This window comes from Bdellovibrio sp. BCCA (assembly GCF_037996825.1).
GTDB lineage: Bacteria > Bdellovibrionota > Bdellovibrionia > Bdellovibrionales > Bdellovibrionaceae > Bdellovibrio.
The window spans coordinates 2,384,843-2,399,059 of record NZ_JBBNAC010000001.1; the positions used below are offsets into that span (position 1 = coordinate 2,384,843).

Genomic DNA, 14,217 nt, shown 5'->3' on the forward strand with positions numbered 1-14,217 from the left:
ATCCGATAATCGCATTTCAAGAAGGTTACATTTCGATATAATGTAGGCCCGAAATCAGCTTACTCAAAATTACCAAATGAAAAGTAAGCCCAAACCTAATATATCGAATTTGAATGCCTCCAGCAGCCTTGAAAAAAATAATACAATGTATTACATTGTAGGAGCGGTCGTTCGATGGGACGACAAAAAGGCCCAAGCCAATCTTAAGAAACATGGAGTTTCTTTCGAAGAGGCCGCAACCGTTCTATTTACAGAGAACACCATTGAAATTGAAGATCTCAGACATGACGAACAAAGATTTATCACTATTGGTTTCTCAGTTCGCACAAGGCTTCTTACGGTTGTCTACGCATACAGATACAAAGAAGAAATAAGAATTATCTCGGCACGGAAAGCGACTAAAAACGAGGCTAAACAATATGAAGAAAGAATATAATTTTTCAAAAGGTAAAGTGAGAAAAAAACCGACCCTCAATGCTAAGGACACGAAAGTGCAAACTAGCGTTAGGATTGATGCAGATATTTTTTTATGGCTCCAAGCCGAAGCGGACAGGCAGCATCTGCCGTACCAAACCCTGCTCAATAAATATTTGCGTGATGCTATGGATAAACCTTCGATTGAAAGCAGACTTGCCGCTATCGAAAAAGCCGTCTTTAAAAAAGCTTTATAGGGTTCAAGAACGCTACATTGGAACAGTCCAGCCGTTGTAGCGCTGAACTTCTTCGGAGATATCGGCTCCGAGTTCTACGTGACGGTAGCTTGTTGGGGAGTCCCAGATTTTTTTAACGAGCTTATTCATCACATCGTGGCCGGCTTTATAGAGCACCACGTGTCCCATCAAAGGCATTTCTAAAGTCACAAGATCTCCCAGGGCATCTAAGGCTTTGTGACGAACGAACTCATCTTCCCAACGAAGACCTTCGGGATTGATGATGGCTTCGTGATCTAAAACGATACAGTTATCAAGGCTGCCGCCTTTAGCAAGACCGCGGGATTTTAGGGCCTCGACGTCTTTCATAAAACCAAAAGTTCTGGCACCTGCGACATCGCGACCGAAAGATTGTTCGTTGATATCCAAATCAATTGTCTGCTTTCCGATTTTTGGATGAGGGAAATCAATTGTCACCGTCAGACGTAGTCCGTGGTAAGGAACAACGTAGGCGTGCTTCTCCCCTTCGCTAAAATAAATCGGTTCGGTGATGTAGCAGTATTTGCGGGGTTGATCTTGCTCCACAATGCCGACCTCTAAAAGAGCTTTCAAAAAGTCGCGAGCACTCCCATCGCCGATCGGAATTTCAGGGCCATCAAGTTCAATAAATAAATTATCAATACGAAGAGCCGACAATGCTGACAAACAGTGTTCAATCGTTGCGACAGAAAAAGCGCCGCCACCAATGGTTGTTTGGTGAGATGTCGCTTGAACATTTTTAGCTGTGACTTTGAGTGAAGGACTGCCCGGCAAATCATTGCGGATAAAGTAAACGCCCGTATCAGCAGGAGCTGGCCTGAAAGTGAGAGTGCAAGGATCACCTGAATGAATCCCGATACCATGAACAACTGTTTTTTTACGGATCGTTTTCTGCAAAAACATACTAGTTAGACATTACTCTAACTAGCGGGCCTTCGCAATGCGCATTTGCCCGACGACATCGCCCTTCCAGTTCGTCACCGTCGGCATTGTGTACTTGGCCAAGGCTTTGAACTCCGTCTCATTAAGACCACCCAATTGCAGTAATAACGAAGCTGTTGCCACTTGAGCGGCGCGACCGGCGCCATCAGAGGCTTTGATTGCGAAGGCGACTCTTTTTTCTGGAAGAACTCCGCAGAACACACCTTCAGCTCCACCTTTGATAATAGCCCTTCCGTGTGTCTTTTCAATCACAGCTGTGGCGAAATTGTCACTGCCGGAAATGTAAAACGGAAAACTTCTCACAGCTCGCAAAATGCGCTCTGAAGCGGCTTTCCTTGCCGGAGATTCTTTGGAGTTGATCAAAACAGACATCCCTACGGCCATGTTTTGCAGAGGAACGGCGTAAGTGGGAATTCCACAACCATCAATTCCGTAGGCGGTTTTTGAATGATCGTAGCGCATGGTTTCGGTCAAAACTTTGCGCAAACGTTTCTGCGCATTATGTTCGTATTTTTCATAACCCGTTGGATCTTCACCCAAGTGCAAACATGTCGTGATAAGTGCTGAATGTTTTCCTGCACAGTTATTACAAAGCACAGTGGGCTTTTGCCCTTTGCGAGTCATTTCCAAAGCGCTTTCTTCGTTATAAGGAAGATGTGGAGCGCAGACGTAAGATGATTCTTTAATGCCAACCTTGTCCATCCACTGCGTGAGTGCCGTGATGTGATCTTTTTCTCCGCGATGAGAAGAACAAGCTAAAGCAATGTGCTTATCTTCAAGTTCAAATTTATCAGCGGCACCTGATTCAATAAGTGGTAAAGCTTGAAGCATTTTGATCGCACTTCGAGGCATCGTTAGAAACTGCGGATGCCCCCAGTACTGAGTGATGCTGCCGATTTCATTCACAACGACAGCCATGACTTGATGAAGGGACTCCACAACGGGGCCCCGTAATACTTCAACAACCAGCGGTTGCTTTGAAGCCATATTATTTCTCCGACATTAATACTGTGTTCTTCGCAAACTCAGTGATGACACGTCCACGCTGAGTTTTTTGAATAAAGCCTTCTTGAATCAAGAAAGGCTCATAGACCTCTTCAAGAGTGTCTCTCTCTTCACTGAGGGCCGCTGCTATTGTATCAATGCCGACGGGTCCACCGTTATATTTTTCTTGGATTAGGCTCAAAATACGACGATCCATCAGGTCCAGACCGTATTGATCCACACCCAACTGGTTCAAAGCATAGACCGCGATATCCTTTGAGATCGTGCCGTTGCCTTTGACTTGAGCGTAATCGCGAACACGTTTTAATAATCTGTTCGCCACGCGAGGAGTACCGCGAGATCGACGAGCGACTTCTTCAGCTCCTTCGGAATCCATTTTCACTTTGAGAATCTCTGAGGACCTCATCAAAATTTGTTGAAGGGCATCCTTATCATAAAACTGCAAACGCTCGACAATTCCGAAACGATCTCGGAACGGCGGATTTAAAAGTCCCGCTCTGGTTGTCGCCCCGACCAATGTAAATGGTGCGAGTTGAAATTTCATTGAGCGAGCGCCAAGACCTTCTCCTGTTACGATGTCGATATAATAATCTTCCATCGCCGTATACAGATACTCTTCGACGTGACGACTGAGACGATGAATCTCATCAATAAATAAAACAGAGTGCGGCTTAAGCGAAGTCAACACCGCCGCCAGATCACCTTTTTTATCGATCGCTGGAGCGGAGGTCATTTTAATTTCCGCCCCCATGTCGTTGGCGATAATTTTGGAAAGTGTCGTTTTACCCAAACCCGGAGGCCCACACAAAAGAACGTGATCCAAAGATTCACCACGGTGTTTCGCCGCCGCTACGAAAACTTTTAATTTTTCTTTCACATCAGTTTGACCGGGGAAGTCTTCGAACTTTTGCGGGCGCAGTTCGTTTTCCCAGCTCTTCTCCCCTTCTACGGGATCGCCTTCAAGGATGCGACTCATGACAAGCTCCCAGAAAGAGTTTGCAGACCTTTACGAACTCCGTCTTCTAAAGACGTATCCGTTGGCAACGTAGAAACGAATTGATCGACCAGTTGAGATTTGTAACCCAAGTTGAGCAAAGCCGAAGTGATTTGCGTGTGCGATTCTGATTTGGATTTGATTGTTTCTTCGATGGAAACAAGTTTTCCTTTTAAAGTCAGAATGATTTGTTCTGCAGTTTTCTTACCGACCTTCGGAAGGCTTGAAAGACCCTTGGCATTTCCGGCTTCAATCATTTCCTGAATTTGCGCGGGGCGACCGCCAGAAAGAATGCTCAACGCCATTTTAGGCCCGACACCATTCACTTTTAAAAGAGACAAGAAAAGATTTTTTTCTTCTTTAGAATGGAAACCAAAAAGATTCAAAGCATCTTCACGCACGTGCGTGTGAATCCACACGATAATGTCTTTACCTAAAAGAGATTGCAGGTCGATCAACGTGTTGGAGGACGCGTGAATTTCGTATCCCACACCTTGCACATCGATCAAAGCGGTGTCGCTTGCTACTTCAATAATTTTTCCACGTAAATAACCAATCATAAACTCACCGCTCTCTCAAGAATCGCTTTTTTCTTTAACTCAAAGGCATGATGGCAGGCCATCGCCAAGGCATCGGAGGCGTCAATGCGATTGATCACCTTGATGTTCAGCACCGCTTTTAAAATCGCCTGCACGTCTTCTTTGGAAGCGCCACCGTTTCCGGTCACACCTTTTTTTACGACCCGCGTGGCGTATTCGTAAACGTCGGCATCGCCCAAACCGGCTTCATACATCACGACTCCGCGGGCATGACCGAGCTTAAAAGCACTGTCGGCGTTTTTTCCCAAAAAGATTTTTTCGATCACCACTTGGTTGGGTTTGTATTTTTCCATGACTTCACGGAAGGCTGAACCCAGTTCTTTCATGCGGCCCGGAAAAGCTTGATCAGCATCGAGCAAAATCACGCCGTGATTGATATGTTCAATCTTTCCGTTCGTGACTCGAACAACACCAAAACCAGTAATGCGGGAACCAGGATCGACCCCGAGAATCGTCAATGACATTAAAACACCATCCGTCGCCCTTATTTGAAGCTGAAGCTATTGCTTAGTCAATAAATCTGAAATAGTATTTAGGTGTATCCACGAACGGATTGGGATTAATGCAACTGATGAAAATAGATGCAAGCACTGTTGAAAAGTATCAAATGATTCTTGAGAAAGACCCGAATTCTCAGGTGTTTGCTCCGTTGGCTGAAGCGTATCGTGAAATGAAAATGCTTCAGGAAGCGCAAAAAGTTGTGACTGCTGGCGTTCAACGCCACCCGCAATTTGTTGGCGGCCTTGTCACTTACGCGAAAGTGATGCGCGACCTAGGACAATTACCAAAAGCCCTGGATGCCTTAAAGAGAGCCACTTCCCTGGCTCCAGAGAATATTTTAGCGCATCAATTGCTTGCCGAAGTTCAACTGGCTTCGAAAAATCCGAAGGACGCTCTTAAAGCGTTTAAAATGGTTTTGTTTTTAAATCCGAACTCTCAGTCAGCGCAAAAAGCTGTGCAAAAATTAGAATCTTTGACGGCCGATGAGTACGACGAAGAAGTTTTTGCGATGACAAAACTTCCGGAAGTGAATTTAGAAAAAACTCACGAACCCGTGACAAAATCGGAACCTGTGATGGTGATGCCTGCGCAACCGACGACTCCAAGCAAAGCCATGGAGCGCATGCTTTCTTTGATAGATGCCTTTATCGTGCGCAATGATTTGGAGAAAGCGCATGCTCTTTTAAAGGACACGCGCATTGAGTTTGGCGATCATCCGGAAATTCAAAGACGAATGAAGACTCTGCAAGTCCGATACAATGACACGGATGAGGCAACACCACTGCGCCCCCTACAGCCTCGCGATAAACTGATCCGCGAAAAGAAGTTAGAAGTTCTTGAGGCGATGCTGCGTCAAGTTGAAGAGTACCGCTCTCAAGGAATCTAAGCTCCTTCACCGCAAAACCATCTCTGACGCATTAAGACTACCGCCTCTCAAAAAGCCCATTGTTGACCAAATACAACCGTTTAGGACAATATGGCCCTTCTGTAGTTTTAATATAACAAGGATTATACAATGTACGAAACGTCGGATTTTAAAAAAGGTCTTAAAATCATGATCGAGGGGAAACCCTATGTGATCGTGGATTTCCAACACGTGAAACCAGGTAAAGGAAATCAATTCACACGCACAAAACTAAGAAACATGCTCACTGGCCAAAATTTGGAATCGACTTTCAAATCAGGTGAGAAATTTGAAGTTCCTAACGTTGAAAATAAAGAGATGACTTATCTTTATAAAGACGACTCTGGCTACAACTTCATGTCTCCGGAATCTTACGAACAAATCGCTATGTCTGAAGAAGATCTTGGCGAATCTAAATACTACCTGACTGAAAACTTGAAAGTTGTGATCTTGTTCTACAACGAAAAAGCGGTCGCTTGTGACGTTCCAAAAGCTGTGAACTTGACTGTGGCACAAACAGATCCGGGCATCAAAGGTGACCGTGTAACTGGTGCGACGAAGCCGGCGACTATGGAAACAGGCTTGTCTGTAAACGTTCCACTTCACATCAATGAAGGCGATGTTCTTCGTATCGACACTTCATCTGGTGAGTACGTAGAGCGCGTTAGCCAAAAATAAGACTAACGCCCAGTATTAAGTCTCCGCAACCACTGAATTTTATCGCAAAATAAAGCGATAGTTTTAGGATAGGGTCGCGGAGGCTTTTCTTTGTCCACATATATTGAGTTAGAAATTCAAAATTTACTCAATGAGATCGATGATCTTGATCAGGTGGGCGAGCGCCTTATTCAGCACCTTGAAGCGTCTCCGGATCATTTCACTCAAGATAATATCTACTCGCTTTGTCGCTTTCTTCTGAAATCAAAATATCCAATCAAACTTGTGAACTTCGTTCTTCGTTACATTGAGAATGAACACTTCCCTATTCCATGGCCGTATTTTCTTGAAGCCTTGGGCATGATTGGTGCGGAGCTTGATGAAAAAACTTTGAAAGCTTTGATCGAAGGTATTGAAGAAGACAACGCAGAGTCTGAAGCCGCTAGATCACAAGCGCTTAACAAAAATATCGAGCAGCTTGGCGAGTGGCGCAGCAATCGTAAATATAAAATTCATAAAGATTACCTGAATAATAAAAAACTTTTGTTAGAGCAGTTGATCACTCTGCGCACACAGCAGCTTTATGAACAGGAAAAAAATCTTCTCGCACGTTTGCAAAAACTTTATCCCGGCGACTCTGAAATTCGCAAGGAAGTGAACGAACACAAACAGCGTTATGCTCTTGAGATTTTGCAGCGTCGTTCTCCGAAAGCTCGCGCGATCAATACCGAAGAATTTTCGCCTAAAGATCCCGAAGTTGAAAAAGCTTTGGAAGCTTTGATGCAAAGTCTGCTGGAACATGCGGAGCAAAATCCCGAGATGGCGTTTGATTTTGCAGTGGTTGCGTTCATGCTTGAAAGTTATGAGACTGCTTTAGAACTTCTCTTTTTCAGTGAAGAGACCACATCGCTTTTGTGGTTCCGCTTAGAAGTGCTGTTGAAATGCCGCCGCTTTATAGAATTGCTTAACGAACTGGCGCGCATTGAAGTTTTGCTGGCTCACGAACCGGAAACTTTTTTTGCGACAGCTTATTTGCGCGCGCAAGCTCTGTGGGGCTTAGGTCAAAAACACACGGCCATTGAAGTGATGGAAGGCTTGATGGCTTCTCGTCCTCACTACCGTGCAGCGAGTGCTTTGATCAGCATCTGGAGCGGTCAATGAAGCGAGCGTTCTGGATTTTAATCACGCCTCTTGCGGGATTTTTAGTGCTTTGGGTTTTGGGCTCCATGGTGATTGGACCTAAAATCGAATCGTGGGCGCTGAATAAAATCCAAACGTATTCGGATTCCTCACTTCCCGTTCGCATCCGTGCACAAAATTTAAATCTAAAACTTTTTAAACCTTCGTTGGCTTTAGAAGGTATTGATATCGAGGGCAAAGGTGAACTGGCCGAACCGCTTAAAAAAATTCATATCGGCGGCGTTCGTGTTTTTGTCGATTTCTTTCATCTGCTCAGCGGTCGCATGACTCTCTCAGCGGTGATTATCGACTCACCGGAAGTTGAATTGAATATCGATCCTTTTTTAAAAAGCGATACGCCTCCCAAAGAGCTTCCGATGGATGCTCTTTTCAATCAGCTTGAAAAGCTGCCGCTGCAAAGAGTGTTTTTGCAGAACATCCAGCTTCGCGTGACTTCTCAAGATTTGAAATTAGACACCGTTGTTCAAAGCGGCGATCTTCTTTTAACGAACATGGGAAAGAACATCACTGCAAAAATCGATGTTCCTGCCGTGGCCTTGACGCTGGGAAATTTTGGAAGTTTCCAAGGATCTTTGGATGGTCACTTGTATTTGACTCGTCAATCCTTGCGCATCATTCAGCTGGGCGCTCGTTTCGATGAATCTGAAATCCTCGCCCGCGGTGAACTCACTCGTTTTAGCGAAATCACGATCAAGCCTTCAGGGCTTTTAGATATCTCAGGTCGTATCAACCTGGCAGATATTCACAAGGAACTTAAAAAAGCGCGTCCGCAAATGAAGCTGCCAGGGCTTTCCGGCGAAGTGAATCTCGATGTAGAAACTCGTTTCGACGGTTTAGAAAACCTGCGTGGCAAAGCCGATATTACGACGCGCTCTTTGGTGGTCGATAAATTTGAAATCGGTGATGCTCGTATTCAGGGTGAATATAAAGATCGCACCGTGACTTTCTCGGAAGTTAAAGTTCAACATCCGGCAGGTGATGCCACTGTTACAAAATCACAGATTTCTCTGCGTGATGATTACGAATTCAAGGCAAAAATCAATGTTCCCGCTCTGGATCTGCAAAAGCTGTTTCAATCTTTGGATTTAAACAACATTCCCGTCGGAGCGGAACTTCAAGGGGAACTTCCTTGCGCGGGACAAATTTATCCCCACTTCCAGGTGACTTGCACAGGCGCATCGATCTCAGCACAAAATCTTTGGGTGAAATCCGGAATGAAGCCGAAAGATTTAGCTATTTTAAATCTAGACTCAATGAGCGCTCAAGGTCAGGTGCAAGTCACCCCTCAAGCTGTGAGTTATGCCGCGGCTTTGAACCTTGGGACGAGTACTGGCAACAGTGACGGTGTGATTGATTTTAGCAAAGGTTTTAAGATCAATTTCAAAACCAAAAAACTGGAACTCAAAAATATAAAAAATCTGGCAAATCTAAAACTCGAAGGCTCAACAAGCATCGAAGGATCTACATCAGGGGACTCTGCCGCTGCGATCTTTGATATAAACCTGAATGCCCGCGATTTTATTTTCGAGGATTTCGCATTAGGAAACTTGATCAGCACTCTCAAATACCGCGGCGGTACATTGTATTTTGATGATATCGCTGGAGCCGTTAATAAAACTCAGTATTTAGGTGATTTAAAAGTGGATTTGAATCACAGCACACTGGGCGGAGAATTCAGCGCACCAACGGCGGATCTTAACGACATCGCTTTGGTTTTTGCGCGCATTTATAAATTCCCAGTGGATGTTGCGGGGATCGGTGCCGCGAAAGCGCGCGTGCACGGTCCTTTGAGCTTTTGGAAAATGAATTACAATCTGGAGTCTGCGTTTAAGAATGTGATGATCGGTCCTGAAAGTTTCGACATTCTTAACTTTAACGTCTCAGCGCAAAATGGAAATATCAAAACCGACAAGGTCCTTCTGCAAAAAGGCAATGCCACTTTAGCGGTTCAAGGCGGCATCAGCTCTGAGCAGGTGATGAATCTTTATGCGGATGGAAAAAACTGGAAACTTGAAGAGTCGGATATTATCAGCAAAATCAATTCGAACATTCTTGGAAACTTAAACTTTGCAGCGGAACTTAAAGACTCCGTCAAAAATCCTCAAGTGATGATCAAAGGTGCCGTGACGGATACTTACTTTGAGGATCAGGAGATTCCTAATTCGAATTTCATTCTTACTTTAAATCGCAACAGCTTTGGCGCGCAGCTCAGTCTTTTCGGCGACAAGGTTCAAGGAGAATTCCAACTGCCATTTGAAAAAGGCAAAGCTCCTTTGTTAGTGAAGATGAAGACCAATAATTGGAATTACTCTTCCCTGCTGGGCCTTATCGGCGGAGCCAACCTTGCCAGTGAGTACAGTTCATCTTTAACCTCCACCGTAGATTTGCGCGCAGATACGGGAGACTTCTTTAAGTCATCGGGGAAAATTCATATCCAAACATTCGCTTTAAAACGCGGCACTCTTTCAACTTCCAATAAAAATGGTCCTATTGATATCACGAGCAACAATGGTGTCGTCGATATTAAAAATTTCCACTTAGAAGGCCCGAACAACAACTTAGTCGTCAAAGGTGAAAATTTCACGGCCGAGGACTTAAATGTTGCCGTGAGTGCGCAGATGGACATCCGCCTTTTGCAAATCTTTATGCCGTTCTTAGATGATCTAGGCGGAACTCTGCACGCCTCAACAACGGTGTCTGGTTCCGTTAAAAAACCTGAGATCTTAGGAAATCTTAATACAGAAAATGCCTTCCTAAAACTCAAAGGTTTTCCTCACCCGCTTGAGCGCCTTTCGATGGAAGTAGTTTTCTCGCAAAGCAAAGTTTTGGTGAATTCGATCCGTGCCAATATCGCCGGCGGAACTCTTACTGGAGACGGTGGCATTTTAATCAACGGCATTCGCGACATCCCGACGTCCATTCGTCTGCGCATGGACAATGTCACCTTCAATGTTCCCGATAAAGTTCGCAGCAGCGGAAATGCCGATCTGCTCTTTTCGGGCCGTTGGTTCCCATTCACACTTTCTGGAACTTTCCACGTCAGCAGCGCTTTGGTTGAAAAAGAATTTACGGAAGAGGGTGGCGTCGCCGGAGTTAAACAAAGCGTTTATCTTCCAAAAGTCATCCGCGAGAGTCACTTTGAACCGATTCTTTTAGATCTACAGTTGATTTTGGATCGCAATATTGTTGTGAAGAACTCCCTTATCGATGGCTCAGTCTCTGGTCACTTGCAAGTCAAAGGGGCCCCGAGCAATCCGATCTTGCTTGGAAAAATCAACATGGAAAAGAAATCCAAACTGATCTTTAAAGATAAAGTTTTCGACATTCAAAATGGTGTTATTGAGTTTAATGATCCTGATCAGATCAACCCGAATCTTTATATCACGGCTCAGTCGCGCATTAACGACTACGATATTTCGCTTTTGGCGCAAGGACCTTCAAAAAACCTGACTATTCGTTTAACGAGCGTGCCTCCCCTGCCAGAACAAGATATTATTTCTTTGATCGCGCTGGGTGTAACATCCTCGGCGATGGATCAAAACGTTCAGTCGCGTCAACAAGCGGAGCAATTGGGTTTTGAAATCGGTGGTGCGGTGTTGGCAAAACCGATCGGCAAGGCTTTTGAAAGTGCAACAGGATTTAACTTACAAGTGGGATCCCAATACGACTCCACTCGCAACATCAGTGTTCCAAAGGTCACTGTCAGTCGCCGTCTTTCAGAACGCGTGAAAGTTTCAGGAAGTCGTCCCGTTCGTGATACTCAGTCTTATGACTTAAAACTGGAATACTTTATTAACAACAACTGGACAGCCATCGGTTCTTTTGAAAATCGGGGTATCGAAGACAACACGACTTTGCAATCCACACAACCGGAAGCACAAAGCATCTTCGGTTTGGATCTTGAGTTTAAGAGGGAGTTCAAATAATGTTCCGTTCTCGAACCCTTTTATCTCTTTTGCTTTTGACCAGTGCTTTGGCCGCTCCCCTTCCGGGCTGGGCGAAGAAGATGTTGAAGTATTCAAATCTTCCTCCCGAGATCCAAACGGAATTGTTAAAAAGATTTCCGCAAGTTGAAAAAGAAAAACTAACGCTCGAACAAATCGACGAAGTGATTCGCTTCTTGCAACTGAAACCTCAATTCACTTCAATCCGCGTCATGGATGACGGCAACGGCAGTCCGTACCGTATGGAATTTTTAAGAACCCGCCGTGTGACGAATTTGAAATTCTTCGGCAACAAAGGTATTTCCGATACGGAAGTTGAAAATATTTTCGGCGTCAAAAATGGAGACGTTTTCGATCAGCAGAACTTAATTGAAGGTGCTGAAAAGATTCGTCAGGCGTATAAAGAGCGTGGCTACTACAATGCCATTGTCGATATTGAAATGCCTCCGGAAAGCGAAGACCTGGTTGGCGTGGCCGTTAAAATCACGGAAAACAAGCAGACCGTCATCCATAACATCGTTTTACAAAGTGCGAACGTAGAACTGAATAAAACTCTGGCGAAAAAACTCAGTAAGTATTTAAATGATCCGTTTACGGACAACTCTCTTTCTGAGGTGAATAAAAGGGCCCGCGATTATTTGCGCTCCAACCACTATATTCGCGCCGATATTACGGGACCGACGACCGAGTTTAGCTCAGATGAATCTCAAGTGACGCTGTTTTATAGCATTGATAAAACGGAAAGTTATACGTTTGACTATCAAGGATACCAAGGCGTCAAGATCCTCAAAATCCGGGACGTTGAAAAGGCTTTGGATTTGGATAATTTTTATTCAGGCAATCCTGCCGTGGGCACGGAGCTTGGACAGAAAATTCGCGCTTACTATCTGGCGCAAGGTTATGCCCGCGCCGAGGTAAAAGCTGAAGAAACAGAAGGAAAGAATCGCTTTGAGCGTAAAGTGACTTTTTCAATCAACGAAGGCCCTCGCGTTAAAATTCAGAAAATTAATTTTACAGGCCGCTTTAGCAAGAACGAAAGTTACTATGCGGAGTTTATTGAAAAACACAGCTCTCCGGTGGTCAGCGAGCGTTATTACAATAAAGACGATGTCGATACGGGAATTAAGAACTTAGTTTTGGAACTTCAGAACAACGGATTTTTGCAAGCCAAAGTGCTGTCTTCGCGCACGCAGTACAATAAGGACAAAGACGCCGTCACTATTTACGTGAACTTGGATGAAGGACCTTTGACGGTTGTGGAATCGGTGGAATTCACCGGAAATTCTTCTTTTAGCAATGAAGAGCTTCTTAAAGTCACTCGTCTTCGCGCGGGGCCGTTGCGTTTAGGCCATATCGAGGAATCAATCAGCCGTCTTAAAGATTTCTATCATGAGCGGGGCTACATTGAGATGATTCTGCTCAATGAAAAAGAAGATCTGGTCACTTATGACGATACAAATACCAAAGCGTCTTTGCATTTTAAAATCTTTGAAGGACCTCAGGTTCGCGCAGCCTCTATTATTTTAGAAGGCAATAACTTCACCAAAGATTATGTGATTCAAAAAGAACTGGAGTTCACACAAGGAGACCTCATCACTCCAAGCAAGGTTGAAGAGTCCATCGCTCGCCTGCAGCGCACGGGATTTTTTAGCTCTGTTGAAATCCGCACTCTGGAGGAAAAAACCAACGTCGCTAATCGCACGGTTTTGGTGAAAGTCTCTGAAAGAGAGCCGGGACTTTTTACCATCGGTGGTGGCGCGACGAATGAACGAACGCTGACTTTGCGTGGTTACTTGGGTGTGGCCTATCGCAATTTGTGGGGAACCGGTCGCGGAGTTTCTGTGCGCCTGGAAGGAAACTACAATGTCGCGGATATCAAGTTTCTCGAAAGCCGCATCATCCTCGGCTATTTAGAGCCTTATATTTTCGGCACACGTGTTCGCGGTCGTATTAATTTAGCCCGATCTAAAACCGTGACTGATTATGATCTTCGTAAAATCACCGAAGTGAACTCCACAACTTATTCGCTTGAAAAAGATTTCACGTCCCATGTCTTGGGTATCTGGGATTTATGGTCTTTAGCGACAATCAAAGACTACAGCTTGGAAGACAAGTTCCCTTCGATCACGCAAGATATCGCGACGACAGGACCGACTTTAGATGTCGACTTCCGCGACAATCCATTTAATCCGACCAAAGGAACTTTCACGCGTTGGAGTGCGGAGTATTCGTCTCCGGATCTAGGCAGCACACGCACGATTGAATTCTGGCGCAGCACTTTAAGCTTCACTCACTACTGGACAGTGGCGCATTATAAAATGCAACCCGTTGTTTGGGCGAATCAGGTGCGCGGCGGGTATCTAAAAAACTTAAGCGATAACGGCGGCGTTCCTTGGGATAAAAAAGGTTTCACTTTGGGAGGCCAATCAACCATTCGTGGTTACGAAGCCGGTACTCAGGAAGTCTTCCCGAATCGTACGGATTTAGGAATCGGTCCGAATGATTCCACTTATTACCTCAGAACTGACTCGACAATGTATCTCGTGAAATCAGAACTTCGTTTTCCTATTTACGGAAACTTAGGTGGAGCTGTTTTCTATGATGGTGGCTCCGTACAAATTCAAGGTTTGCATTTCCAAGACAGCTATCGCGACTCGGCGGGATTCGGTATTCGCTACAATACGCCGGTGGGACCTTTGAGCTTGGAATGGGCTTGGAAATTAGACGCGCGCCCGACAGAAGAACCTTGGCGCTTCCATCTGTCGATTGGAACTTTCTAAAA

12 protein-coding genes are annotated in these 14,217 nt (G+C 44.9%); 7 read left to right on the top strand and 5 right to left on the bottom strand.

Annotated features, from left to right (window positions below; translation table 11 throughout):
• Positions 1 to 145: 145 nt before the first annotated feature.
• Positions 146 to 436 carry a BrnT family toxin gene (locus AAAA78_RS11625; RefSeq protein WP_445292002.1) on the top strand — a complete coding sequence of 97 codons (291 nt, stop codon included), beginning with the start codon at positions 146 to 148 and terminating at the stop codon, positions 434 to 436.
• Positions 420 to 671, top strand: a complete 252-nt coding sequence (locus AAAA78_RS11630) for a BrnA antitoxin family protein (protein ID WP_340592218.1) — start codon at positions 420 to 422, stop codon at positions 669 to 671. The genes AAAA78_RS11625 and AAAA78_RS11630 overlap by 17 nt, the downstream gene beginning before the upstream one ends.
• Positions 672 to 683: 12 nt before the next feature.
• Here the strand turns inward: AAAA78_RS11630 and lpxC are convergent, their stop codons facing one another.
• The 5 genes from lpxC to ruvC are packed head-to-tail and all read right to left on the bottom strand — an operon-like array spanning position 684 to position 4,693.
• Entirely contained in the window at positions 684 to 1,592 is a 909-nt protein-coding gene (lpxC, locus tag AAAA78_RS11635; RefSeq protein WP_340592219.1) for a UDP-3-O-acyl-N-acetylglucosamine deacetylase, read from the bottom strand.
• A 21-nt stretch (positions 1,593 to 1,613) separates the two neighbouring features.
• Entirely contained in the window at positions 1,614 to 2,618 is a 1,005-nt protein-coding gene (locus AAAA78_RS11640; protein WP_340592220.1) for an asparaginase, read from the bottom strand.
• 1 nt (position 2,619) lies between these two features.
• The gene (gene ruvB / locus AAAA78_RS11645; RefSeq protein WP_295899967.1) at positions 2,620 to 3,612 is read right to left on the bottom strand and encodes a Holliday junction branch migration DNA helicase RuvB; all 993 of its coding nucleotides are present in this window, start codon (positions 3,610 to 3,612) and stop codon (positions 2,620 to 2,622) included.
• Complete coding sequence (ruvA, locus tag AAAA78_RS11650; RefSeq protein WP_295899966.1) at positions 3,609 to 4,190, bottom strand: Holliday junction branch migration protein RuvA; 582 nt, start codon at positions 4,188 to 4,190, stop codon at positions 3,609 to 3,611. The genes ruvB and ruvA overlap by 4 nt, the downstream gene beginning before the upstream one ends.
• The gene (gene ruvC, locus AAAA78_RS11655; protein WP_295899965.1) at positions 4,187 to 4,693 is read right to left on the bottom strand and encodes a crossover junction endodeoxyribonuclease RuvC; all 507 of its coding nucleotides are present in this window, start codon (positions 4,691 to 4,693) and stop codon (positions 4,187 to 4,189) included. Before ruvC ends, ruvA begins: the two co-directional genes overlap by 4 nt.
• A gap of 107 nt (positions 4,694 to 4,800) precedes the next feature.
• Between ruvC and AAAA78_RS11660 the strand changes: the two genes are divergently transcribed.
• The 5 genes from AAAA78_RS11660 (at position 4,801) to AAAA78_RS11680 (ending at position 14,215) form a co-directional block, all read left to right on the top strand.
• Complete coding sequence (locus AAAA78_RS11660; RefSeq protein ID WP_340592222.1) at positions 4,801 to 5,616, top strand: tetratricopeptide repeat protein; 816 nt, start codon at positions 4,801 to 4,803, stop codon at positions 5,614 to 5,616.
• A gap of 129 nt (positions 5,617 to 5,745) precedes the next feature.
• On the top strand, positions 5,746 to 6,312 hold the full coding sequence (gene efp / locus AAAA78_RS11665) for an elongation factor P (RefSeq protein WP_340592223.1): 567 nt from the start codon (positions 5,746 to 5,748) through the stop codon (positions 6,310 to 6,312).
• Between the two features lie 90 nt (positions 6,313 to 6,402).
• Entirely contained in the window at positions 6,403 to 7,452 is a 1,050-nt protein-coding gene (locus AAAA78_RS11670) for a hypothetical protein (RefSeq protein WP_340592225.1), read from the top strand.
• Positions 7,449 to 11,417, top strand: a complete 3,969-nt coding sequence (locus AAAA78_RS11675) for a translocation/assembly module TamB domain-containing protein (protein WP_340592226.1) — start codon at positions 7,449 to 7,451, stop codon at positions 11,415 to 11,417. Before AAAA78_RS11670 ends, AAAA78_RS11675 begins: the two co-directional genes overlap by 4 nt.
• Positions 11,417 to 14,215 carry a POTRA domain-containing protein gene (locus AAAA78_RS11680; protein WP_340592227.1) on the top strand — a complete coding sequence of 933 codons (2,799 nt, stop codon included), beginning with the start codon at positions 11,417 to 11,419 and terminating at the stop codon, positions 14,213 to 14,215. The genes AAAA78_RS11675 and AAAA78_RS11680 overlap by 1 nt, the downstream gene beginning before the upstream one ends.
• Positions 14,216 to 14,217 lie beyond the last annotated feature (2 nt).

Bases quoted from the DNA above. Each gene is read 5' to 3' on its own strand.
- AAAA78_RS11625 (WP_445292002.1), top strand. From the start codon at position 146: ATGTATTACATTGTAGGAGCGGTCGTTCGATGGGACGACAAAAAGGCC.
- AAAA78_RS11630 (WP_340592218.1), top strand. From the start codon at position 420: ATGAAGAAAGAATATAATTTTTCAAAAGGTAAAGTGAGAAAAAAACCG.
- lpxC (WP_340592219.1), bottom strand. From the start codon at position 1,592: ATGTTTTTGCAGAAAACGATCCGTAAAAAAACAGTTGTTCATGGTATC.
- AAAA78_RS11640 (WP_340592220.1), bottom strand. From the start codon at position 2,618: ATGGCTTCAAAGCAACCGCTGGTTGTTGAAGTATTACGGGGCCCCGTT.
- ruvB (WP_295899967.1), bottom strand. From the start codon at position 3,612: ATGAGTCGCATCCTTGAAGGCGATCCCGTAGAAGGGGAGAAGAGCTGG.
- ruvA (WP_295899966.1), bottom strand. From the start codon at position 4,190: ATGATTGGTTATTTACGTGGAAAAATTATTGAAGTAGCAAGCGACACC.
- ruvC (WP_295899965.1), bottom strand. From the start codon at position 4,693: ATGTCATTGACGATTCTCGGGGTCGATCCTGGTTCCCGCATTACTGGT.
- AAAA78_RS11660 (WP_340592222.1), top strand. From the start codon at position 4,801: ATGAAAATAGATGCAAGCACTGTTGAAAAGTATCAAATGATTCTTGAG.
- efp (WP_340592223.1), top strand. From the start codon at position 5,746: ATGTACGAAACGTCGGATTTTAAAAAAGGTCTTAAAATCATGATCGAG.
- AAAA78_RS11675 (WP_340592226.1), top strand. From the start codon at position 7,449: ATGAAGCGAGCGTTCTGGATTTTAATCACGCCTCTTGCGGGATTTTTA.
- AAAA78_RS11680 (WP_340592227.1), top strand. From the start codon at position 11,417: ATGTTCCGTTCTCGAACCCTTTTATCTCTTTTGCTTTTGACCAGTGCT.